18 protein-coding genes are annotated in these 20,911 nt (G+C 70.3%); 12 read left to right on the forward strand and 6 right to left on the reverse strand.

Translation table 11 applies throughout. The features are described 5' to 3' along the window. Positions 1–115: 115 nt before the first annotated feature. The 12 genes from HJG52_RS21380 to HJG52_RS16235 all read left to right on the forward strand — a co-directional run bounded on the left by HJG52_RS21380 (position 116) and on the right by HJG52_RS16235 (position 13,593). On the forward strand, positions 116–955 hold the full coding sequence (locus HJG52_RS21380) for a DUF222 domain-containing protein (protein ID WP_171244667.1): 840 nt from the start codon (positions 116–118) through the stop codon (positions 953–955). A 134-nt stretch (positions 956–1,089) separates the two neighbouring features. Next, positions 1,090–1,638: a DUF222 domain-containing protein gene (locus tag HJG52_RS21745; protein WP_171244592.1), complete on the forward strand. Its 549-nt coding sequence runs from the start codon at positions 1,090–1,092 to the stop codon at positions 1,636–1,638. A gap of 170 nt (positions 1,639–1,808) precedes the next feature. After that, positions 1,809–2,057 (forward strand): SCO4226 family nickel-binding protein, encoded by a 249-nt coding sequence (locus HJG52_RS16190; protein WP_171244668.1) that lies wholly within the window; start codon positions 1,809–1,811, stop codon positions 2,055–2,057. A 158-nt stretch (positions 2,058–2,215) separates the two neighbouring features. After that, positions 2,216–4,120 (forward strand): 2-oxoacid:acceptor oxidoreductase subunit alpha, encoded by a 1,905-nt coding sequence (locus HJG52_RS16195; protein WP_171244669.1) that lies wholly within the window; start codon positions 2,216–2,218, stop codon positions 4,118–4,120. Next, positions 4,117–5,214, forward strand: a complete 1,098-nt coding sequence (locus tag HJG52_RS16200) for a 2-oxoacid:ferredoxin oxidoreductase subunit beta (RefSeq protein ID WP_171244670.1) — start codon at positions 4,117–4,119, stop codon at positions 5,212–5,214. Before HJG52_RS16195 ends, HJG52_RS16200 begins: the two co-directional genes overlap by 4 nt. After that, positions 5,207–6,256: an EamA family transporter RarD gene (gene rarD / locus HJG52_RS16205; RefSeq protein WP_346767790.1), complete on the forward strand. Its 1,050-nt coding sequence runs from the start codon at positions 5,207–5,209 to the stop codon at positions 6,254–6,256. The genes HJG52_RS16200 and rarD overlap by 8 nt, the downstream gene beginning before the upstream one ends. A 30-nt stretch (positions 6,257–6,286) precedes the next feature. Further along, positions 6,287–7,342: an iron-siderophore ABC transporter substrate-binding protein gene (locus HJG52_RS16210; RefSeq protein WP_171244671.1), complete on the forward strand. Its 1,056-nt coding sequence runs from the start codon at positions 6,287–6,289 to the stop codon at positions 7,340–7,342. 71 nt (positions 7,343–7,413) lie between these two features. After that, on the forward strand, positions 7,414–8,424 hold the full coding sequence (locus HJG52_RS16215; protein ID WP_171244672.1) for a FecCD family ABC transporter permease: 1,011 nt from the start codon (positions 7,414–7,416) through the stop codon (positions 8,422–8,424). Continuing rightward, positions 8,421–9,482, forward strand: a complete 1,062-nt coding sequence (locus HJG52_RS16220) for a FecCD family ABC transporter permease (RefSeq protein ID WP_346767791.1) — start codon at positions 8,421–8,423, stop codon at positions 9,480–9,482. The genes HJG52_RS16215 and HJG52_RS16220 overlap by 4 nt, the downstream gene beginning before the upstream one ends. Beyond that, positions 9,479–10,372: an ABC transporter ATP-binding protein gene (locus tag HJG52_RS16225; RefSeq protein WP_171244673.1), complete on the forward strand. Its 894-nt coding sequence runs from the start codon at positions 9,479–9,481 to the stop codon at positions 10,370–10,372. The genes HJG52_RS16220 and HJG52_RS16225 overlap by 4 nt, the downstream gene beginning before the upstream one ends. Continuing rightward, positions 10,369–11,385: a siderophore-interacting protein gene (locus tag HJG52_RS16230; protein ID WP_171244674.1), complete on the forward strand. Its 1,017-nt coding sequence runs from the start codon at positions 10,369–10,371 to the stop codon at positions 11,383–11,385. Before HJG52_RS16225 ends, HJG52_RS16230 begins: the two co-directional genes overlap by 4 nt. Before the next feature lie 174 nt (positions 11,386–11,559). Beyond that, positions 11,560–13,593 (forward strand): PhoX family protein, encoded by a 2,034-nt coding sequence (locus HJG52_RS16235; protein ID WP_171244675.1) that lies wholly within the window; start codon positions 11,560–11,562, stop codon positions 13,591–13,593. Positions 13,594–13,703: 110 nt separating this feature from the next. On the opposite strand, the gene HJG52_RS16240 is transcribed toward HJG52_RS16235, so the two are convergent. The 6 genes from HJG52_RS16240 to HJG52_RS16265 are packed head-to-tail and all read right to left on the reverse strand — an operon-like array spanning position 13,704 to position 20,852. After that, on the reverse strand, positions 13,704–14,708 hold the full coding sequence (locus tag HJG52_RS16240; RefSeq protein ID WP_171244676.1) for a polyprenyl synthetase family protein: 1,005 nt from the start codon (positions 14,706–14,708) through the stop codon (positions 13,704–13,706). Continuing rightward, positions 14,705–16,294: an NADH-quinone oxidoreductase subunit NuoN gene (gene nuoN / locus HJG52_RS16245; RefSeq protein WP_171244884.1), complete on the reverse strand. Its 1,590-nt coding sequence runs from the start codon at positions 16,292–16,294 to the stop codon at positions 14,705–14,707. The genes HJG52_RS16240 and nuoN overlap by 4 nt, the downstream gene beginning before the upstream one ends. Beyond that, on the reverse strand, positions 16,294–17,823 hold the full coding sequence (locus HJG52_RS16250) for an NADH-quinone oxidoreductase subunit M (RefSeq protein WP_171244677.1): 1,530 nt from the start codon (positions 17,821–17,823) through the stop codon (positions 16,294–16,296). The genes nuoN and HJG52_RS16250 overlap by 1 nt, the downstream gene beginning before the upstream one ends. Continuing rightward, on the reverse strand, positions 17,823–19,763 hold the full coding sequence (nuoL, locus tag HJG52_RS16255) for an NADH-quinone oxidoreductase subunit L (protein ID WP_206071034.1): 1,941 nt from the start codon (positions 19,761–19,763) through the stop codon (positions 17,823–17,825). Before nuoL ends, HJG52_RS16250 begins: the two co-directional genes overlap by 1 nt. Before the next feature lie 22 nt (positions 19,764–19,785). Next, positions 19,786–20,085, reverse strand: a complete 300-nt coding sequence (nuoK, locus tag HJG52_RS16260) for an NADH-quinone oxidoreductase subunit NuoK (protein ID WP_171244679.1) — start codon at positions 20,083–20,085, stop codon at positions 19,786–19,788. Continuing rightward, the gene (locus tag HJG52_RS16265; RefSeq protein WP_171244680.1) at positions 20,082–20,852 is read right to left on the reverse strand and encodes an NADH-quinone oxidoreductase subunit J; all 771 of its coding nucleotides are present in this window, start codon (positions 20,850–20,852) and stop codon (positions 20,082–20,084) included. The genes nuoK and HJG52_RS16265 overlap by 4 nt, the downstream gene beginning before the upstream one ends. Positions 20,853–20,911: the final 59 nt, after the last annotated feature.

Raw genomic sequence — 20,911 nt, forward strand, 5'->3', positions numbered from 1 at the left:
TCGACCGGTCGGCCTCGGCGGGGCCGTTCGGCTTGTGGGTCACGTAAAAGGAACCCGGGGGAAATGACTGTGGACGAAGGTTGTTGTTCGAACTGATGTTCTGATAAGGTGAGGCATGGCCATCGCAGCAGCGCTCCCGACGACGCCACAGTCGACGTCGCAGCGGCTGCTGCCTGCCGCGGGGATCCGGTCGGTGCACGAGGTGCTCGACCGGCTCGACGCAGGTCCGCTGGATGCGCCGGGTGGGGTGTCGCCCAAGCTGGCGGCGCGGCTGCTGGGCGAGCTGGACCGGGCAGTGGGACGGCTGCAGGGGCTGCGGTTGTCGGTCGTGGCAGCTGCCGACCGGGCGCAGGCGGGTGCGCCCGACGGGTTCAGTGGTACCGGCGCCTGGCTGGCGGCGACCACCCACACAGACTCCGGCCAGGCGGCACGGGAAGTCACCTTGGCGTCCGACCTGTCCGATGGCGGGTTGGACGTCACCCGTGACGCGGTGACAGCCGGCCATGTGTCACAGGACAAGGCGGGCATCATCGCCCACGCGATCAAGCAGCTGCCCACGGGTCTCAGCCCGGCATCGAGGCAAAAGGCCGAAGCCGAACTGGTACAGGTCGCCAGGTCCGCCGACCAGCGAGTGCTGCGCAAGGCGGGACGGCAGGTCCTGCGGCTGGCGCAGGACGAGGTCGACGAGCGGGCTGCGCGCGACCACGAGGCGACGGTGCTCGGCCAGGAGGAGCGGTCGGCGTACGCACGGTGCGGTTCACGATGTTCGACCACGGCGACGGCACGACGAGCGGTTCGTTCACGCTGCCGACACCGACGGCCGCGATTCTCGCGCACGCAGTGCAGCAGATGGCCTCACCCCGGAGGCGCACGCAACGCGTCGGCGACGGGTCACCCGCAGTCTCAGCCGTGCGTGGCACGGTGGGCGCGGGCACGATCGGCACGGGCACGGTAGGCGCGGGCACGGTAGGCACGGAAACCGCCCCCGCTGGTGGGGCGCCATGCGCGATCGTGGCCCCGGGCGAAGTGGTGGACGACAGTCGGGGTCGCGACGGGTCGCCTTTGAATCGGGATGACCTGGATGGGTTGGTGTCGCTGCCTCGAGGTGGCGACTGGGCGCGTCGGCACGGGAAGGCGCTGGCGGAGCTGGTCGAGCACCTGCCGACGGACCACCTGCACGGCAAGGTTGCCGCCACCGTCGTGGTCACGATCGACCGTGACGACCTGTTCCGCGACCTCGGGGTGGCTCACCAGGACACCGGAGAGGACCTCACCGCAGGCGAGGCGCGGCGGCTGGCCTGCAACGCTGGGGTCCTTCCCGTGGTGCTGGCCGGCGCGTCCCTGCCACTGGACCTCGGGCGGCAGGCCAGGTTCTTCACCGAGCACCAGCGGGTCGCGGTCGCCACCCGTTACGACACCTGCGCTGCCCACGGGTGCGACCGGCCCGCCGCGTGGAGCGAGCTTCATCACGAGGACCCCTGGGCCACGGGAGGACGCAGCGACCTCGACCGATGCGTGCCGCTGTGCGGGTTCCACCATCGCCGGGTCCACGACCCCACCTACGAAGCCACGATCACCACCGACGCCCACGGCATCAAGACCGTGAGGTTGCGGCAACGAGAAGGACCGCCGGGATGACCAGGGGGGCCTCCGCCCGGGGGGCGGGAGGGCGCTTGGGTGGTTTCGGGTGACCTTGGGTGGATGCTGCGCCACCTGTTTGACGGATCCGGCGGGCGGGCGGCGCGCGTAGCGTCGAATGCTGCAGAGGGGCCACCTGTACGACGAGCCTGTACGAGAAGGAGACCGTCATGGCCCAGTTCATGGACGTGCACACGAGCATGCAAGGCGTCACGCCGGAGGCGTTGCTCGAGGCGCATCGCGCCGACCTCGAGATCCAGGGCGAGGAGGGTGTGGACTTCCAGCAGGCGTGGGGCGACCCGGTGACCGGCCACGTGTTCTGCCTGTCGGAGGGTCCGAGCGCCGAGGCTGTCCAGCGGATCCACGAACGCGCCGGGCACCCCTACGACGAGATCCACGAGATCACCGTCACCGCCTGACCCGCGCAGCGGAGGCGCGCTGCGCAGCGGGGACCTGAGGCGCGGACCACGGTGTCCGATGGATGGGTGGTCGCCTGTTCCCTGCCACACCCGGCATACCATGGAAGAACGCCCGCGCGAGCGGGACCTGACATGGAGAACAGGTGGCGGGAACGCAGATGAGCAGCAAGTCCGTCCAGCAGCTCGATCGAGTGGTGATCCGGTTCGCTGGAGACTCGGGCGACGGGATGCAGCTGACGGGAGACCGGTTCACGAGCGAGACGGCAGCGCTCGGCAACGACCTGTCGACGCTGCCCAACTTCCCGGCCGAGATCCGCGCTCCGCAGGGCACGCTCCCCGGCGTGAGCAGCTTCCAGCTGCACTTCGCCGACCACGACGTCCTCACGCCGGGCGACGCCCCCGACGTGCTCGTCGCCATGAACCCGGCCGCACTCAAGGCCAACCTCGGTGACCTGCCGCGTGGCGCGACGATCATCGCCAACACCGACGAGTTCACCAAGCGCAACCTCGGCAAGGTCGGCTACGACGCCAACCCGCTCGAGGACGGCAGCCTCGAGTCGTGGCACGTCCACCCGGTCGCGCTGACCAGCATCACCGTCGAGGCGCTCGCCGAGTTCGACACCCTGTCCCGCAAGGACAAGGAGCGCGCCAAGAACATGTTCGCGCTCGGGCTGCTGTCGTGGATGTACCACCGGCCCACGAACGGCACCGAGTCGTTCCTGCGCAAGAAGTTCGGCAGCAAGCCCGACATCCTCGCCGCCAACCTCGCCGCCCTCACGGCGGGCCTCAACTACGGCGAGACCACCGAGGACTTCGCCGTCTCCTACGAGATCGCACCCGCGAAGATGGCGCCGGGCACCTACCGGAACATCACCGGCAACCTCGCCCTCGCGATCGGGCTCACCACGGCCGCGCACCGCGCCGGCATACCGCTCGTGCTCGGGTCCTACCCGATCACGCCCGCCTCCGACATCCTGCACACCCTGAGCGGGTTCAAGCGTTACGGCGTGACGACGATGCAGTGCGAGGACGAGATCGCCGGTGTCGGCGCCGCTCTCGGGGCGAGCTTCGGCGGCGCCATCGGCGTCACCACCACCAGCGGCCCCGGTGTCGCGCTCAAGTCCGAGACGATCGGCCTCGGCGTCAGCCTCGAGCTCCCGCTCGTCATCGTCGACGTGCAGCGCGGTGGCCCGTCGACCGGGCTGCCCACCAAGACCGAGCAGTCCGACCTGCTCCAGGCGATGTTCGGCCGCAACGGCGAGTCACCCGTGCCGATCGTCGCCCCGCGCTCCCCCGCCGACTGCTTCGACGCCGCGCTGGAGGCGGTGCGGATCGCCACGACCTACCGCACCCCGGTGTTCATCCTCTCCGACGGCTACCTCGCCAACGGCTCCGAGCCGTGGGCCGTGCCGAAGGTGGCCGAACTCCCTGCAATGACAGTGGAGTTCGCCACCGAGCCCAACGACACCGACGCCGATGGCAAGCCGGTCTTCCACCCGTTCAAGCGGGACGAGAAGACCCTCGCCCGCCCGTGGGCGGTGCCGGGCACGAGCGGTCTCGAGCACCGCGTCGGCGGCATCGAGAAGGCCAACATCACCGGCAACATCTCCTACGACCCCGACAACCACGACCTGATGACGCGGCTGCGCGCCGGCAAGGTCGAGCGGATCGCCGAGTCGATTGGTGACCTCGAGGTCGACGACCCGAGCGGTGAGGCCAACGTCCTCGTCCTCGGCTGGGGATCGACCTACGGCCCGATCGCGGCGGCCGTCCGCAGCGTGCGCAACAGCGGAGCCAAGGTCGCCCAGGCGCACCTGCGCCACCTCAACCCGTTCCCCGCCAACACCGGCGAGGTGCTGCGCCGCTACGACCGCGTGCTCGTGCCCGAGATGAACATGGGGCAGCTCGCGCTGCTGTTGCGCGCCAAGTACCTCGTCGACGTCCACTCGTTCACCCAGGTGCGCGGGCTGCCGTTCACGACCGTCGAGCTCGCCGACGCGATCGTGTCGTTACTCGAGGACGACGCCGCCACCGACCCCACCAGTGAAGAGGTCCGAGCATGAGCACAGACCTGGGTATGCCGGGTACGTCGCCTACCGCGGGCACGGCCGGTGTGCCGCGCCTCGCCGAGGACGCACCGAAGCAGACCAAGAAGGAGTTCACCTCCGACCAGGAGGTCCGCTGGTGCCCCGGCTGTGGCGACTACGCGATCCTGGCCGCCGTCCAGGGGTTCCTGCCCGACCTCGGGCTCAAGCGCGAGAACATCGTCTTCGTCTCGGGCATCGGGTGCTCATCGCGGTTCCCCTACTACCTCGACACTTACGGCATGCACTCGATCCACGGGCGTGCGCCGGCCATCGCGACCGGCCTCGCGACGAGCCGTGGCGACCTGTCGGTGTGGGTCGTGACCGGCGACGGCGACGCGCTGTCGATCGGCGGCAACCACCTGATCCACGCGCTGCGCCGCAACGTCAACCTCACGATCCTGTTGTTCAACAACCAGATCTACGGCCTCACCAAGGGCCAGTACTCGCCCACGTCGGAGGTCGGCAAGATCGCCAAGTCGACGCCGATGGGTTCGGTCGACCACCCGTTCAACCCGGTGTCGCTCGCACTGGGCGCCGAGGGCACGTTCGTGGCGCGCACCATGGACTCCGACCGCAAGCACCTCACCGAGGTGCTGCGCCAGGCCGCCGAGCACCGCGGAACCTCACTCGTGGAGATCTACCAGAACTGCCCGATCTTCAACGACGGCGCGTTCGACCTCATCAAGGACCGCACCCAGCAGGAGGCACGCATCGTGCACCTCGTCGACGGCGAGCCGGTGGCCGTCGGACCGGAGGGCGACCGGAAGGTCCTGGTGCGCACCGACGGTGGCGGCATGGAGTTCGTGCCCGAGTCCGAGGTCGGCGAGCGTGAGGTCGTCGTCCACGACGTCGCCGCACCCGAGCCGACGCAGGCGTTCGCGCTCTCCCGGCTGGACACCCCGGAGATGACGCACGTGCCGATGGGCATCTTCCGCAACGTCGACCGACCCACCTACGACGACCAGGTGCGCCACCAGGTCGAGGCCGCCGTCGGCACCGCCGGTGGCCCGCCCACCGACAGCGACCTCGACGAGCTGATCCGCGGCCGCGACACCTGGACTGTTGCCTGAGGCGCCGGCCGCGGGGAAGGCGGGCGCGGCTGGCGCGGGCGCGACCGGCCTGACCGCGGCAGGCGACGGGAGTGACGCGCGTCGCGGCGCGGCATACGGATTTCTCGCGTATGCCGTGTGGGGCGCCTTCCCCCTGTACTTCCACGCGCTCAAGCCGGCCGGGGCGTGGGAGATCCTCAGCCACCGGATCCTGTGGACGCTGGTCCTGTGCGCGCTGGTGCTGCTCGTGCGGCGCGACCTCGCCTGGGCGGCGCAGCTGTGGCGCCGCCCGCGGCTCGGTCTGGGGGTGGTCGCCGCCGCGCTGCTGATCGCCCTGAACTGGGTGGTCTACGTGCAGGCGGTCATCACGGGACACACGACCGAGGCGGCGCTCGGCTACTTCCTCAACCCGATCGTGACGGTCTTCCTCGGGGTCGTGGTGCTGCGGGAGCGGCTGCGGCTGCTGCAGTGGGTCGCGGTCGGGATCGGCGCGGTGGCGGGGCTCTACCTGTCGTTCGCCGCAGGGTCGGTACCGGTCATCGCGCTCACGCTGGCCGCGACCTTCGGCTCGTACGGACTGGTCAAGAAGAAGGTCGGGGCGAGCCTGCAGGCCATGCAGTCGCTCGCTGCGGAGACGGCAGTCCTCGCGCCAATTGCGTTGGCGCTGTTGGTGATCCTGACGGCCCGTGGGGAGACGACCTTCACGACGGATGGCGGCTGGCACACGAGCCTGCTCGTGCTGTCGGGCGCCGCGACGGCCCTGCCGCTCCTGCTGTTCGCGGCCGCTGCCCGGCGCGTCCCGCTCGTCACGATCGGGCTGCTCCAGTTCGTCACGCCGGTCCTGCAGCTGCTGTGCGGCGTGCTGCTGCTCGGCGAGCACATGTCGCCGCAGCGGTGGGTCGGGTTCGCGATCGTGTGGGTCGCCCTCGCCGTGCTGACCGTCGACTCGCTGCGCCAGCGGGCCAGCCGGTCGGCCCGGCTGCGCCCCGGGCGGGGCGACCCGACAGGCTCAGCCGCGGCCGACGGCTCCGTCTCGATTAACGACACAGCCGACTTGCGTTAATCACCGGCAGTAAGGTTAGGCTTCCCTAATATGAAGCCTTCTCGACTCCTCGCCACCGCCGCCGCGACGGTGGCCGCCCTGTCCCTCGCCCTCGCCGGGTGCAGCACCGGCAGCACCACCGGCTCCCGCGCCCGCACCGGCGGAGGTGACGCGGCAGCGGCCGCCGACAACGCGGCATACCCCGTCACCATCAAGCACGTCTATGGCGAGACGACGATCGAGAAGGCACCCACGCGGGTCGCCACGCTCGGCTGGTCGGACCAGGACGTCGTGCTCTCGCTCGGGGTCGTGCCGGTCGCGTCGACCAAGATCACCTACGGCGGCAATGCGGCCGGCTCGACGCAGTGGTTCGACGCGAAGCTCAAGGAGCTCGGCGGGAAGCAGCCCGCGCGCTACAGCGACGCCGACGGCATCCCGGTCGAGGAGGTCGCCAAGGCGACGCCCGACCTGATCGTCGCGACCAACTCCGGCATCACCAAGGACGAGTACGCCAAGCTCTCGAAGATCGCCCCCACCATCGCCTACCCCGGTGACGCCTGGGGCACCTCGTGGCAGACCTCGCTCGACCTGATCGGCAAGGCCTTGGGCCGCAGCACCGAGGCCGCGAAGGTCAAGGCCGAGACCGAGGCCGTGCTGAAGAAGGCACAGGCCGACAACCCGCAGATCGTCGGCAAGACCGTCATCTTCGGCATGCTCAGCGCCACCGACACCTCGCAGGTGCAGTTCTACACGCCGCTGGACAACCGGCCGCGCGTCCTGACCGACCTGGGCATGAAGACCGCACCAGTGGTCGAGGAGCTGAGCAAGGGCACCAAGGACTTCTCCAAGAGCATCTCCGCCGAGCAGGCGTCGACCCTGAAGTCGGACGTGTTCATCACGTACACCGAGAAGCCGGGCGAGATGCGCAAGTTCCTGACCGACCCGCTGCTGAAGCAGATCCCGGCGTTCAAGACCGGTGGGTACGTCGAGGCCGCGAATCCCGTTGACGTGACTGGGATGTCGTCCCCCTCCCCGCTGTCGCTGCCGTACGTCGTAGACAAGTTCGTGCCGTCGATCGCCCAAGCCGTCGACCGCGCCGACGGCTGACCGCGCCGACTGCTGACCGCGCCGACTGCTGACCGCCCCGACTGCTGACCGCAAGGAACGCCACCGGCCTCATGACGCTGACAAACCGCACGACCCGACCGGCCCTGGCCGTGACCATCGCCCTGGCGGTGCTCGCGGCCGGGGTCGTCGCGTCGCTGCACGTGGGGTCGCGGATGCTGTCCCCCGAGGTCGTCTGGGCGGCCCTCACCGACCCGCGGGCGGATGACGCCGACCACGCCGTCGTGACCGCACGCGTGGCGCGGACCGTGCTCGCACTCCTGGCCGGTGGGGCACTGGGGTTGGCGGGCGCCGCCATGCAGGGGCTCACCCGCAACCCGCTCGGTGATCCCGGCATCCTCGGCATCAACGCGGGGGCGGCGCTCGGCATGGTCACCGCCGTCGCGCTGCTGGGGGTGACTTCGCTGCCGGTGCAGATCTGGTTCGCGCTGGCGGGTGCGGCCGTTGCCGGCGTGCTGGTGCACGCCATCGCCGGTCTGGGCCGTGACGGCGCCACCCCGATCAAGCTCGCCGTCGCCGGGGCGGCGGCCACCGCCGGCTTCACCAGCTGGACCTCGGCACTGCTGATCACCGACCTCCAGACGCTCGAGACGTTCCGGTTCTGGCAGGTTGGCACGGTCGGCGGACGCGGCGTCGAGGTGGTCGGCCCCGTCCTCCCGTTCCTTCTCACCGGCGCCGTGCTCGCGCTCACGGGGGCGCGCCTGCTCGACGTGCTCGCCCTCGGCGACGACCTCGCCCGGGGACTGGGACGGCGGGCCGGGCTCGACCGCCTGGTCGTCGGGCTGTCGGTCATCCTGCTGGCCGGTGCGGCGACAGCGCTGGCCGGACCGATCGCCTTCGTGGGCCTGGTTGCACCCCACGCTGCGCGAATCCTGTTGGGCCCCAGCTACTTTCGGATCCTCCCGATGAGTGTCGTGATCGGCGCGGCACTCGTCACCTGGGCCGATGTCGTCGGCCGCGTCATCCTCCCGCCGACCGAGGTGCAGGTGGGCATCATGACCGCGGTCATCGGCGTGCCCGTGTTCTTCGCACTCGTGCGCCGCGGACGGATGGGGTCGCTGTGAGCGCCGCGACCGACTCACGGGTCGGCACACCGGGTATGCCGGCCGGCGTCGACATGGTGCGCGCGGCTCGTTCGCGGGTCAGCCGCCGGCACCGGCTGCTCGTCGGCGCACTCGTCGTGGCGCTGCTCGGGGTGTTCCTCGTGCGGGTGCTGCTGGGTGACTTCACCGTCACCATCCCGGACTTCGTGCGCATCCTCGCCGGTGAGCAGATTCCCGGTGCGACGTTCGTGGTGATGGAGTCCAAGCTGCCGCGGGCGGTGCTCGGCGTCCTCGTGGGCGCAGCCTTCGGCCTCGGCGGGTCGGTCTTCCAGACGACACTGCGCAACGCACTGGCCTCCCCCGACATCATCGGCGTCGGCATGGGTGCGAGCGCCGCAGCGGTGTTCGCGATCGTGGTGCTCGGCCTCCAGGGCGTCGCCGTGTCCGGCTTCGCGATCGCCGGGGCGGTCGCGGTGGCCGTGCTGGTGCGGACGCTTGCCGGAGCAGCGGGCGGCTACCGGGTGGTCGTGGTCGGCGTGGGGGCGTCGGCGTTCCTCGTGGCCGTGGTGCAGTACCTCTTCACCCGGGCCAGCATCTACGACGCGCAGGCGGCACTGGTGTGGCTCACCGGGAGCCTCAACTCGGCGAGCTGGCCTGCCATCGCACGCACTGCTGGCTGCCTGCTCGTGCTGCTGCCCGTGGTCGCCCTGCTGGCCGGGAGCCTGCGCCTCACCGAGCTCGGCGACGACACGGCCGCCGGGCTGGGCTCGTCGCCCCGGCGCACCGACGCGCTGCTGCTCGTGGCCGTGCTGCTCGTCAGCGTCGGGGTGGCGGCCGCGGGCCCCGTGGCGTTCGCTGCGTTCCTCGCCGGCCCGATCGCCCGCGCCCTGAACGGTGGCCGCACCAGCCTCGTCGCGTCGGCCCTGGTCGGCTCCATCCTCGTCGTCGGCGCCGACCACCTCGGCGCCTACCTCGTCCCCGACGTCAACCTGCCGGTCGGCGTCGTCACCGGCGCCCTCGGCGCCCCGTTCCTGCTGTGGCTCGTCGCGACCGGCCGCACCTCGAGGAGGAGCTCATGAGCATCGACCCAGCCACCGACGCATCCACCGACCGCATCACCGACCGCGTCACCGGCCGCGTCACCGGCACCCGGCTGGCCACCCACGACCTCTCGCTGGGCTACGACGACCGCACGGTCGTCGACCACGTCACGACCCGCGTGCCCGACGGCGCGGTGACCGTCGTCGTCGGCGCCAACGCCTGTGGCAAGTCCACCCTGCTGCGCGGTCTCGCCCGGCTCCTGCGCCCGGGAACCGGGCAGGTGCTGCTCGACGGGAAGTCCATCCACGGCATACCCACCAAGGAGGTGGCGCGCACGCTCGGGCTCCTCCCCCAGAACCCGGTCGCCCCCAAAGGCGTCACCGTCGTCGACCTCGTGGGCCGCGGACGCGCACCGCACCAGGGGCGGTTCCAGCGCTGGGGCGCGGCGGACGAGGCGGCGGTCGCCCGCGCGCTGGAGGTGACCGGCACGCTCGACCTCGCCGACCGGGTCGTCGACGAGCTGTCCGGCGGGCAGCGCCAGCGCGTCTGGATCGCGATGGCGCTCGCGCAGGAGACAGACCTGCTCCTGCTCGACGAGCCGACGACCTACCTCGACGTGGCGCACCAGGTCGAGGTGCTCGACCTGCTGCACGATCTCAACGCCACCCGCGGCACGACCGTGGTGATGGTGCTGCACGAGCTCAACCTGGCTGCCCGCTACGCCGACCACCTGGTCGCCATGGCGGACGGCCGGATCGTGGCCGAGGGCCCGCCGCGCGAGGTGATCACCCAGGAACGCGTGTCGGAGGTGTTCGGGATGCAGTGCCTCGTCGTCGAGGACCCCGTCTCGGGCACCCCTCTGGTCGTGCCGATCGGCCGCCACCACAGCCGCCGCCCCACCCTCGTCGCGAACGGAGCCACCGCATGACCGCCGCACCCACCGACACCAGGGCCACCACGACCGAGGCCGCTCCCGCGGGGTTCGTGACGCCAGTGGAGGTCACGGCCGTCCAGCGCATCAGCCCTGCCTTCGTGCGCATCACCCTCGGCGCGCCCGCGCTGGCCGACCTCGCCGCGCTGGGCCACGACACACGTTTCAAGCTGGTGCTGCCCGGCCCGACCGGGCGGCTGCCGGAGCCGGCCGGGACACAGGAGGAGTGGTACGCGAGCTGGATGGCGATGCCCGACGACGAGCGGGCCTTCATGCGCACCTACACCGTGCGCGACGTGGTCGGCGAGGGTGTGTCGCGCCGCCTGGTGGTCGACTTCGTCGTCCACGACGAGGACGGGGACCATGAGCTCGACGGCGACACGCGCCCGGGCATCGGACCCGCCTGCCGGTGGGCGCTGTCGGCCGTGCCGGGCGACCGCGCCGTGGTCGTCGTTCCGCACCGTCACGGATCTGACTGGGGCGGAACGGAGTTCGCTGCGGGCGCAGCACGTGACCTGCTGCTGATCGGAGACGAGACCGCCGTGCCCGCCATCGCCCGCATCCTCGCCGACGCCGACCCGATGCTGGCCGGCCGGGCCTTCCTCGAGGTGCCCTGCGCTGCGGACCAGGTGCCGCTGCCCACGCACCCCGGCATCGAGGTGACGTGGGTGACCCGGGACGACGACCGCCCGGGTCGGCGTCTGGTCGGACTCGTGCGCTCGGAGCTCGGGCTGCCCGCGGTCGACCTCGACGCACCGCAACCGCCCGTGCGCACCAGCATGGACGTCGAGGTGTGGGAGACGGCACGGTTCTCCTCGGCCGGCGAGGACCTCCAGGCCCAGCTGGCGTCCGGCACCGGCCGCGACCTCGCCGGCACCTACGCCTGGATCGCCGGTGAGTCGTGGCTCGTGAAGACGCTCCGGCGGGCGCTGGTGTCCGAGCTCCAGGTGGACCGCGCGCGGGTGGCGTTCATGGGCTACTGGCGCGAGGGCGTCGCGATGCGCTCCTGACCTTGCCCGCACGGCACCGGTCGGTATGCCGCGGGCTCGCCGCGCGGCATACCCGTTCGTTCATCTGTCGTCACCTGCTGGTCACCTCACGGTTGCCCGGCAGGGCCTCCTGCGTTCCTAGATTTGGCGGCGGTCCGCACGCCACATCTCGCACGCCCCAACCGGAGGAAACGCATGTCCGCACCTGCCCCCGAGCGTCGCCTGCTGCCGCTCGCCGTCTCTCCCAGCCACCCCGGTGGCCGCAGCGCCATGACCTGTCACTACCGCTGCGACGACGCCTGCTCCAAGCCTGTGCCGAACACCACCGACAACGGCTACTTCGGCGACATCGCCGCAGCGTCCGCCTCGCGCCGCACCATCCTCAAGGGAGCCGGCCTCGCGGCTGCGTTCGTCGGGTTCGGTGCCGCCAGCGCGATGCCCGCCGCCGCTGCCCCCGCGACGGCGCCGGCCGCCGGCGCGCCCAGGACGCGCGGCCGTGGCACCTCACCGTTCGGCTTCACCCCGATCGAGCCCGTGCCCGCCGGCACCGACAAGGTCGTCGTGCCCGAGGGCTTCACCTGGTCGACGATCATCGCCTGGGGCGACCCGATCCTGCCCGGCGCGCCTGAGTTCGACTTCGACCGGCAGAGCGCGGCCGCGCAGGCTGGGCAGTTCGGCTACAACAACGACTACACCACGCTGATCCGTGGCAAGAGCCAGAACGACGCCACGCTGGTGTGCAACAACGAGTACACCAACGACGAGCTGATGTTCCGCGGCTACACCGGGTCGGCCTCACTGACGCCCGAGCAGATTCGCATCACCATGGCCGCCCACGGCATGTCCGTCGTCGCGGTCGAGCGCAAGAGCGCCAAGGCCGAGTGGTCGTATGTGAGGGGAGCCACGGTCAACCGCCGCGTCACCGCGACGACCCCGTTCGTCGTCGACGGACCCGCCGCCGGGTCGCGCCTCCTGCGCACCAGCGCCGACCCGTCCGGGACCCGCGTCCTGGGCACCTTCGGCAACTGCGCCGGTGGCACCACCCCGTGGGGCACGGTCATCTCCGGTGAGGAGAACTTCAACGGCTACTTCTCCGCGGCGACCGCCCCGGCCGACCAGGCCGCGGCATACCAGCGTTATGGCCTGACCGGCTCCAAGGGCCGCGGCTGGGAGCGCGTGGACGGCCGCTTCGACGCCACGCAGGAGCCCAACGAGGTCAACCGGTTCGGCTGGGTCGTCGAGCTCGACCCGTCCGACCCCACCTCGACCCCGGTCAAGCACACGGCGATGGGCCGCATGAAGCACGAGGGCGCCAACGTCACCATCGCCCCCGACGGCCGCGTGGTCGCGTACATGGGCGACGACGAGCGGTTCGACTACCTCTACAAGTTCGTCTCGCGCGACACCTTCCGCAAGGGCAACTCCCCCAAGGCGCGCAAGCACAACCTGGGGCTGCTGTCCGAGGGCGACCTCTACGTCGCGAAGTTCACCGGTGACGGCTTCGAGGACGGCATCAGCGACGGCTCCGGCGAGTGGCTCGCCATCACCAAGGACGGCAAGAGCCAAGTGCCCGGCATGTCGCTGGAGGAGGTGCTGGTCTGGACGCGCCTCGCCGCCGACAAGCTCGGCGCCACCAAGATGGACCGCCCCGAGGACGTCGAGCCCAACCTCGTCAACGGCCGCACCTATGTCGTGTGCACCAACAACACGCGGCGCACGCCGAGCCAGATCGACGAGGCCAACCCGCGCGCCAACAACAAGCACGGCCACATCATCGAGATCACGCCGACCCGCGGCGACGACACCCAGCCGACGTTCGCGTGGAAGATCGTCCTCATCGCAGGCGACCCGAACGACCCGACGACCTACTGGAACGGCTACGACCGCTCCGAGGTGTCGCCCATCTCGTGCCCTGACAACATCGCCTTCGACGAGGCCGGCAACATGTGGATCGCCACGGACGGCAACGCCCTCGGCGCCTGCGACGGCATGTACCTCTACCCGCTCGAGGGCCCGCACAAGGGTCACCTCCAGCAGTTCCTGTCGGTGCCGGCGTACGCCGAGACCTGCGGCCCGCTCGTCACGTGGGACCAGCGCACGGTGCTCGCGGCGGTGCAGCACCCGGGTGAGGAGACCGGGGGCTCGCCGGAGACCCCGCTCAGCCAGTTCCCCTACCAGGGTGACGGCCAGCCGCGACCGGCCGTGATCCAGATCCGCCCGACCCGCTGACGAGGGTCACCCACGACGAACGGGAGGTATGCCGCGGACGCGAGTCCGCGGCATACCTCCCATCGCGTCTGCGTAGCGCGAGGACGAGCGACGTTTCAGCAGAAGGGAACTCAGCCGACGCGGTTGACGACGCTGGTCGCCAGGGCGCGCAGTGCGTCCTTGGCCTCCGACGGCGGCAGCGGGTCCAGCAGGTCCTGTGCATCGCGTGCCACGGCGGCGGTCTGCTCGCGGGCGCGCTCCATCGCGGGGTGCGCGCGCAGCAGCTCGAGCGCCTCGGCCAGGCCGGCCGCGTCGTCCCGCAGGTCGCTGCGCAGCAGCTCCTGCAGGCGCGCGTCGGCGGGGTCGGTCGAGGCCAGTGCGTGCAGCACCGGCAGGGTGCGCTTGCCCTCGCGCAGGTCGGTGCCGGGCGTCTTGCCCAGGTCGGCCGCCTCCGACGACACGTCGATGAGGTCGTCGGCGAGCTGGAACGCCATGCCGAGCCGTTCGCCGTACTGCCGCAACACCTCCACGGTCTGCGCGTCACAGCCGGAGAACATCGCGCCGTAACGGGCGGCGGTGGCGATGAGGACACCGGTCTTGTCCTCGAGCACACCGAGGTAGTAGTCGCGCGCGTCGACGCCCTCGGGTGCCGGGCGTGCGTCGCGGATCTGTCCGGCGCACAGGCGCACGAACGTCTGCGCCTGGATCTTCACGGCCTCGGCGCCGAGGTCGGCGATGATCGAGGAGGCCGTGCCGAAGAGCAGGTCACCGATGAGGATGGCGCCCGAGTTGCCGTATGCCGCGTTGGCGCTGGGGACGCCCCGCCGCAGCTGCGCCTCGTCCATCACGTCGTCGTGGCACAGCGACGCCACGTGAGTGAGCTCGACACCGGCGGCGGCCGCCACCACCTGCTCGTTGCGACCCGACCCCACCTCCGCGGCCAGCAGGGTCAGCATCGGCCGGAACCGCTTGCCGCCCGCATCCACCAGGTGGGTGTTCGCCTCGGCGATGAACGGGTCGTCGTGGTCGATCTCCTTGCGCAGCAACGCATCGACGTCGGCGATGCCCTGCTGCAGCTGTGCGGCGAGCTCGTCGGAGACCGACGGCAGCGCCAGCACGGGTGGGGTCGAGCTCACTTCGCGATGAACTGCGACGACTGCTCGGCGAGGTCGAGGACCTGCGCGGGCAGCACGCCGAGGACGAGCGTGACGAGCGCGCCGACGGTGATCGCCGCGGTCGTGAACGGGGACGCCACCTCGGCCACCACGGGCTCACCGACCGGCGGGTCGGTGAAGTACATGAGGACGATGAGACGCACGTAGACGAACGCGGTCACCACACTGGCGATCACGCCGATGACGACCATCCAGACGCCCGCCCGGCCGCCGAAGGAGATGGCCGGCGCGAACGCGGCATACTTTGCGGCGAAGCCGGACGTGAGGGGGATGCCCGCGAACGCCAGCAGCAGGAACGAGAAGACGCCCGCCACGACGGGGTGGGTGCGCCCGAGACCGGCCCACTGCGACAGGTGCGAGGCCTCCGAACCGCCCTGACGCACCATCGACACGACGGCGAACGCCGCGATCGTGGTGAAGCCGTAGGCCGCCAGGTAGAACATGGTGCCGGCGACACCGGTGCGGTCGAAGGACATCACCGCGACGAGGATGAAGCCCGCGTGCGCGATCGAGGAGTAGGCGAGGAGCCGCTTCACGTCGGTCTGGGTGACGGACAGGATCGCGCCAACCACCATGGTGAGGACCGCGACGGCGATGACGCCAAGGCGCCAGTCCCAGCGGTTGGCCTCGGCGCCGACGTAGACGAAGCGCAGGATCGCACCGAACGCGGCGACCTTGGTGCATGCCGCCATGAAGCCGGTGACCGGGGTGGGCGCGCCCTGGTAGACGTCCGGTGTCCACGAGTGGAACGGGACGGCGCCGACCTTGAAGAGCAGACCCACCAGCACGAGCACGACACCCGGGATGAGCAGGCCCTCCAGCTGGCCGTTGGCCGTGGTGACGGCGGCAGCGATGTCGGGCAGGTAGATCGACCCGGCATACCCGTAGAGCAGGGCCGCACCGAAGAGGAAGAACGCCGAGCTGAACGCCCCGAGCAGGAAGTACTTGAGCGACGCCTCCTGCGACAGCAGGCGACGACGGCGGGCCAGGCCCGACATGAGGTAGAGCGGCAGCGAGAGGACCTCGAGTGCCACGAACATGATCAGCAGGTCGTTCGCGGCCGGGAAGAGCATCATGCCCAGCACCGAGAACAGGGCCAGCGGGAAGACGTCGCTCGTGCTCAGGCCGGCGCGCAGTGCCGCCGCCTCGTGGGCCGAACCAGGGATGGCGGCACCCATCGGCGTGAACGCGTCGGCGCCCTTGCCGCCGAACTTCTCGGCCATGGTGAGTATGCCGAGGATGGACATCGCGAGGATCGTCCCCTGGAGGAACAGGGCAGGCCCGTCGATGGCCACGGCGCGGGCGAGCGTGAAGCCGCGGTGCGACTCCTGTGCCGACACCGTGACCAGCACGACGAATGCCGCGACGAGGGTCACCAGCGACAGTGCCGTCTGCGCGGTGTGCCGCAGGCGGCGCGGCAGGAACGCCTCGAACAGGACCCCGATCACCGCACCACCGGCGACGATCAGCATGGGCGCGATGGCGCCGTAGTCGAAGTCGGCGGCCTTGAACGCAGCGGGAAGCGCGGCAGGCAGCGCGGCGGTCATCACTTGGAGCTCCCCTCGGCAACGGAGGTCGGTGCCGGGTCGGTGACGCCCACGTGCTGCAGGGTCGCCTTCACGGCCGGGTTGAGCAGGTCGAGCGCGGGCTTCGGGTAGAAGCCGAAGACGAGGAAGGCGGCGATGAGCGGGGCCACCACGATCTTCTCGCGCAGGGTGATGTCACGGACCGGCCGGTCGAGCTGCGGCTTGGGCCCGGTCATCATCCGCTTGTACATGAGCAGGATGTAGAGCGCGGCGAGGATGATGCCGGTGGTCGCGATGACCGCGGGCAGCTTGTACCGCTGGAACGTCCCGACCAGCACCATGATCTCGGAGACGAACGGGCTCAGGCCGGGCAGCGCGAGACCGGCGAGGCCCGCGACGAGGAAGACGCCCGCGAGCCCGGGCGTGACCCGCTGCCAGCCACCGAAGTCGGGGATCCGCTTGCTGCCGCGGCGCGCCACGAGCATCGCGGCGACCAGGAACAGCGCCGCGGTCGTGAACCCGTGGTTGAGCATGTAGAGCGTCGAGCCCGCGCCACCGGTGGTGGTGAAGGCGAAGATGCCCAGCACGATGAAGCCGAAGTGGCTCACCGAGGTGTAGGCGATCAGGCGCATCACGTCGGTCTGGCCGATCGCGAGCAGCGCGCCGTAGATGATCGAGATGACCGCCAGCGCGAGCACCACCGGCGTGGCCCACTGCGAGGCCTCCGGGAAGAGCTGGAGGCAGAACCGGATCATGCCGTAGGTGCCGACCTTGTCGAGCACGCCGACGAGCAGCACCGCGGTGGCGGGACGCGCCTCGGTGGCGGCGTCCGGCAGCCAGGTGTGCACCGGCCACATGGGGGCCTTCACGGCGAACGCGATGAAGAAGGCGAGGAAGATCCAGCGCCCTGCGGCGACCGGCAGGTCGAGCCCGGTCAGCTTGGTGACGAGGAAGCCGTCGGCACCGCCGGGGCCGTACTTGTAGAGCGCGATCACGCCGATGAGCATGACCAGACCACCGGCGAGGGAGAACAGGAGGAACTTCACCGCGGCATACTGCCGACGCGGGCCGCCGTAGGACCCGATCAGGAAGTAGACCGGGATCAGCATGGCCTCGAAGAAGACGTAGAACAGGAACACGTCGGTGGCGGCGAAGACGCCCACCATGAACGTGGCCAGGACCAGCGTGAGGGCGAAGTAGTTCTTCTCCCGCTTGCCGCCCTCGGGGACGTCGTCCCACGCGGCGAGGATGCAGATCGGCAGCAGCACCAGGGCCATGAGGATCATGACGAGCGCGAGGCCGTCGACACCGAGGGCGTAGGACACCCCGAACTGCGGGATCCACTCGTGCTGCTCGACCAGCTGGAACTGCTGGGTCGACCCGGTCTTGAACTGCAGGGCGGCGGCGACGCCGAAGACCAGCGTCAGCAGGGAGAAGCCCAGCGCGACCTTCTTGGCCTGGTCGGCCATGCTCGCGGGGAGCGCGGCGACGACGATGGCACCGATGAGCGGGATGAGCCCGATCACCGTCAGCCAGGGGAAGTTCGACATCACTGGATCACCCACACAGCACCGAGGATGGCGACGACGCCGGCGAGCATCGTCAGGGCATAGGACCGCGCAAAACCGTTCTGCAGCTTGCGCAGACGGCTCGACGTGCCACCGATGAGGGCGGCGAGCCCACCGACACCGCCGTCGATGCCGCGGTTGTCGGCGAAGACGAGCGCACGCGTCAGGTGGATGCCGGGGCGCATGAACACGGCCTCGTTGACGTCGTCCTGGTAGAGGTCACGCCGCGCAGCGCGGGTGAGCAGCGAGCCGGTCGGCGCCGTCTCCGGCACCGAGTCGCGCCAGTAGCGCAGCCAGGCCAGCGCGACACCGCCTGCGACGAGCAGCAGGGTCAGCGTGATGAGGACGGGGACCGGCAGCACCGGGTGCTCGCCCTCCGCGTGTCCGCCGACGACCGGCTCGAGCCAGCTGCTGAAGGTGCCACCGATCGACAGCACGAGACCCAGCAGCGCCGAGCCGACGGCGAGCACCATCATGGGCACGGTCATGAGCAGCGGCGACTCGTGCGGGTGCACGTCGTCCGTCCAGCGCTTCTTGCCGTGGAAGGTCATGAAGAACAGGCGCGACATGTAGAACGCGGTGATGCCGGCACCGATGAGCGCGGCGCCACCGAAGACCCACGGCCGCCAGCCCTCGCCGATGAACGCCGCCTCGATGATCTTGTCCTTGGACCAGAAGCCCGAGAACGGCGGGACGCCGAGGATCGCGAGCCAGCCGAGGCCGAACGTCGCCCAGGTGATCTTCATGGCGCCGGACAGCCCGCCGAAGCGGCGCATGTCGACCTGGTCGTTCATGCCGTGCATGACCGACCCGGCGCCGAGGAACATCCCGGCCTTGAAGAAGCCGTGCGTGACGAGGTGGAAGATCGCGAAGGCGTACCCGACCGGGCCGAGGCCCGCGGCGAGCATCATGTAGCCGATCTGCGACATGGTCGAGGCCGCCAGCGCCTTCTTGATGTCGTCCTTGGCGCAGCCGACGATCGCACCGAACAGCAGCGTGATCGCGCCGACGATGACGACGACCAGCTGGGCGTTGGGTGCGCCCTCGAAGATGAAGTTGCTGCGCACGATGAGGTAGACGCCGGCGGTCACCATGGTCGCCGCGTGGATGAGCGCGGACACCGGGGTGGGACCGGCCATCGCGTCACCGAGCCAGCTCTGCAACGGGAACTGCGCGGACTTTCCGCAGGCACCGAGCAGCAGCATCAGCCCGATCGCGGTGAGGACGCCGGAGCCGGCGCCGCCGGAGGCCTCCTGCACACCGGCGAAGGTGACGGTGCCGAACGCCGCGAACATGATCATGATCGCGACCGACAGCCCGAAGTCACCGACGCGGTTGACGACGAACGCCTTGTTGGCGGCGGTGGCGTAGGCCGGGTTGTAGTTCCAGAACCCGATGAGCAGGTAGGACGCGAGACCCACGCCTTCCCAGCCGACGTAGAGCAGCAGGTAGGAGTCGGCGAGGACGAGCAGCAGCATCGCCGCGACGAACAGGTTGAGGTAGGCGAAGAACCGGCGCTTGTCCGGGTCGTGCTCCATGTACCCCAGCGAGTAGACGTGGATGAGCGACCCGACGAACGTGATGAGCAGGACGAACGTCACGGACAGCTGGTCGACGAGCATCCCGGCGTTGAGCTGGAACGACCCGGCCGGGACCCAGTTGTAGAGGTCGAGGTGCATGGCGCGGGACTCGCCGTCGCGGCCGAGCATGGCGATCCACACGATGAAGCCGACGACGAAGGCCGACCACGACATGGCGACCGCGAACAGCGGGCCCCACTTGTCGGTGCGGCGTCCGCCGAGGAGGAGGACCGCGGCGCCGAGCGCGGGGAGCGCGACGAGGAGCCAGGCGTATGCCGTGATGCCGGTTGCCGCGTGCGCGGCCGCGGGTTCGGAGGTCACCGCGGCGGCGAGAGGTTGCAGGGTGGTCACTGTGGCGGGCCCCTTACAGCTTCAGCAGGTTGGCGTCGTCGACCGAGGCCGACCGGCGGGCACGGAAGATGGCCACGATGATGGCCAGACCGACGACAACCTCGGCGGCGGCGACGACCATGACGAACAGGGCGATGACCTGCCCGTCGAGGTTGCCGTGCATCCGGGCGAACGTCACGAACACGAGGTTGGTCGCGTTCAGCATCAGCTCGACGCCCATGAACACGACGATGGCGTTGCGGCGCATCAGCACCGTGGCCCCACCGATCGCGAACAGGATGGTCGCGAGGTAGATGTAGTTGACGAGGTTCACCGGCTCTCGCCCTCCTCGATCTCGTGCTCGATGGCCTCCTCGGCCTCGACGTGCCTCGTGGGCACCGTGATCTGCTCACGGGCCTCGAGCACACGCGACACGGACAGCTCGCTGGGCGTGCCGTCCGGGAGGAGGGCCGGCGTGTCGACCGCGTTGTGGCGGGCGTAGACACCGGGTGCCGGCAGGCCGGCGACGTTCTCGTTCGACTTCACGCGACGCTGGGACTGCAGCTTCTGGCTGGGCTTGGCGCCGAGCCGTTCGCGGTGGGCCAGGACCATGGCGCCGAGCGCGGCGGTGATCAGCAGCGCCGAGGTGATCTCGAAGGTCCAGACGTACTGGCCGAAGATCAGCTCCGCGACGCCGGTGACGTTGCCGGGGTTGGAGTTGGGTCCGTCGAGCCCCTTCATCGGGCCGAACTGGGCGCGGCCGATGGCGGCGAACAGCAGCGAGCCGAGGCCGAGCGCGAGCAGCAGGGTCGCGATCTTCTGTCCCTTGAGCGTCTCGACGAGGGAGTCGGCGGAGTCGACACCGACGAGCATCAGGACGAAGAGGAACAGCATCATGACCGCGCCGGTGTAGACGAAGATCTGGATGATGCCGAGGAAGTCGGCGTCCTGGGCGATGTAGAAGATGCCGAGGTTGACCATGACCAGCGCCATGCCGATGGCGGCGTGGACGGCCTTCTTGGCAAAGAGCAGGCCCAGGGCGGCGATCACGCAGATCGGGCCGAGGATCCAGAACAGGATCTGTTCTCCGAGGCCGGTCATGCGAGGACCTCCCGAGGACACGAGTGAGGCACGAGCGAGGCCCGCAGGGCCGACGAGCA

The sequence above is a fragment of the Knoellia koreensis genome (genome assembly GCF_013041615.1).
Lineage (GTDB): Bacteria > Actinomycetota > Actinomycetes > Actinomycetales > Dermatophilaceae > Pedococcus > Pedococcus koreensis.

What these genes read in the sequence shown, in the direction of transcription:
- HJG52_RS21380 (WP_171244667.1), top strand. Translation starts at nt 116, where the DNA reads ATGGCCATCGCAGCAGCGCTCCCGACGACGCCACAGTCGACGTCGCAG.
- HJG52_RS16190 (WP_171244668.1), top strand. Translation starts at nt 1,809, where the DNA reads ATGGCCCAGTTCATGGACGTGCACACGAGCATGCAAGGCGTCACGCCG.
- HJG52_RS16195 (WP_171244669.1), top strand. Translation starts at nt 2,216, where the DNA reads ATGAGCAGCAAGTCCGTCCAGCAGCTCGATCGAGTGGTGATCCGGTTC.
- HJG52_RS16200 (WP_171244670.1), top strand. Translation starts at nt 4,117, where the DNA reads ATGAGCACAGACCTGGGTATGCCGGGTACGTCGCCTACCGCGGGCACG.
- HJG52_RS16210 (WP_171244671.1), top strand. Translation starts at nt 6,287, where the DNA reads ATGAAGCCTTCTCGACTCCTCGCCACCGCCGCCGCGACGGTGGCCGCC.
- HJG52_RS16215 (WP_171244672.1), top strand. Translation starts at nt 7,414, where the DNA reads ATGACGCTGACAAACCGCACGACCCGACCGGCCCTGGCCGTGACCATC.
- HJG52_RS16225 (WP_171244673.1), top strand. Translation starts at nt 9,479, where the DNA reads ATGAGCATCGACCCAGCCACCGACGCATCCACCGACCGCATCACCGAC.
- HJG52_RS16230 (WP_171244674.1), top strand. Translation starts at nt 10,369, where the DNA reads ATGACCGCCGCACCCACCGACACCAGGGCCACCACGACCGAGGCCGCT.
- HJG52_RS16235 (WP_171244675.1), top strand. Translation starts at nt 11,560, where the DNA reads ATGTCCGCACCTGCCCCCGAGCGTCGCCTGCTGCCGCTCGCCGTCTCT.
- nuoN (WP_171244884.1), bottom strand. Translation starts at nt 16,294, where the DNA reads ATGACCGCCGCGCTGCCTGCCGCGCTTCCCGCTGCGTTCAAGGCCGCC.
- HJG52_RS16250 (WP_171244677.1), bottom strand. Translation starts at nt 17,823, where the DNA reads ATGTCGAACTTCCCCTGGCTGACGGTGATCGGGCTCATCCCGCTCATC.
- HJG52_RS16265 (WP_171244680.1), bottom strand. Translation starts at nt 20,852, where the DNA reads ATGACCGGCCTCGGAGAACAGATCCTGTTCTGGATCCTCGGCCCGATC.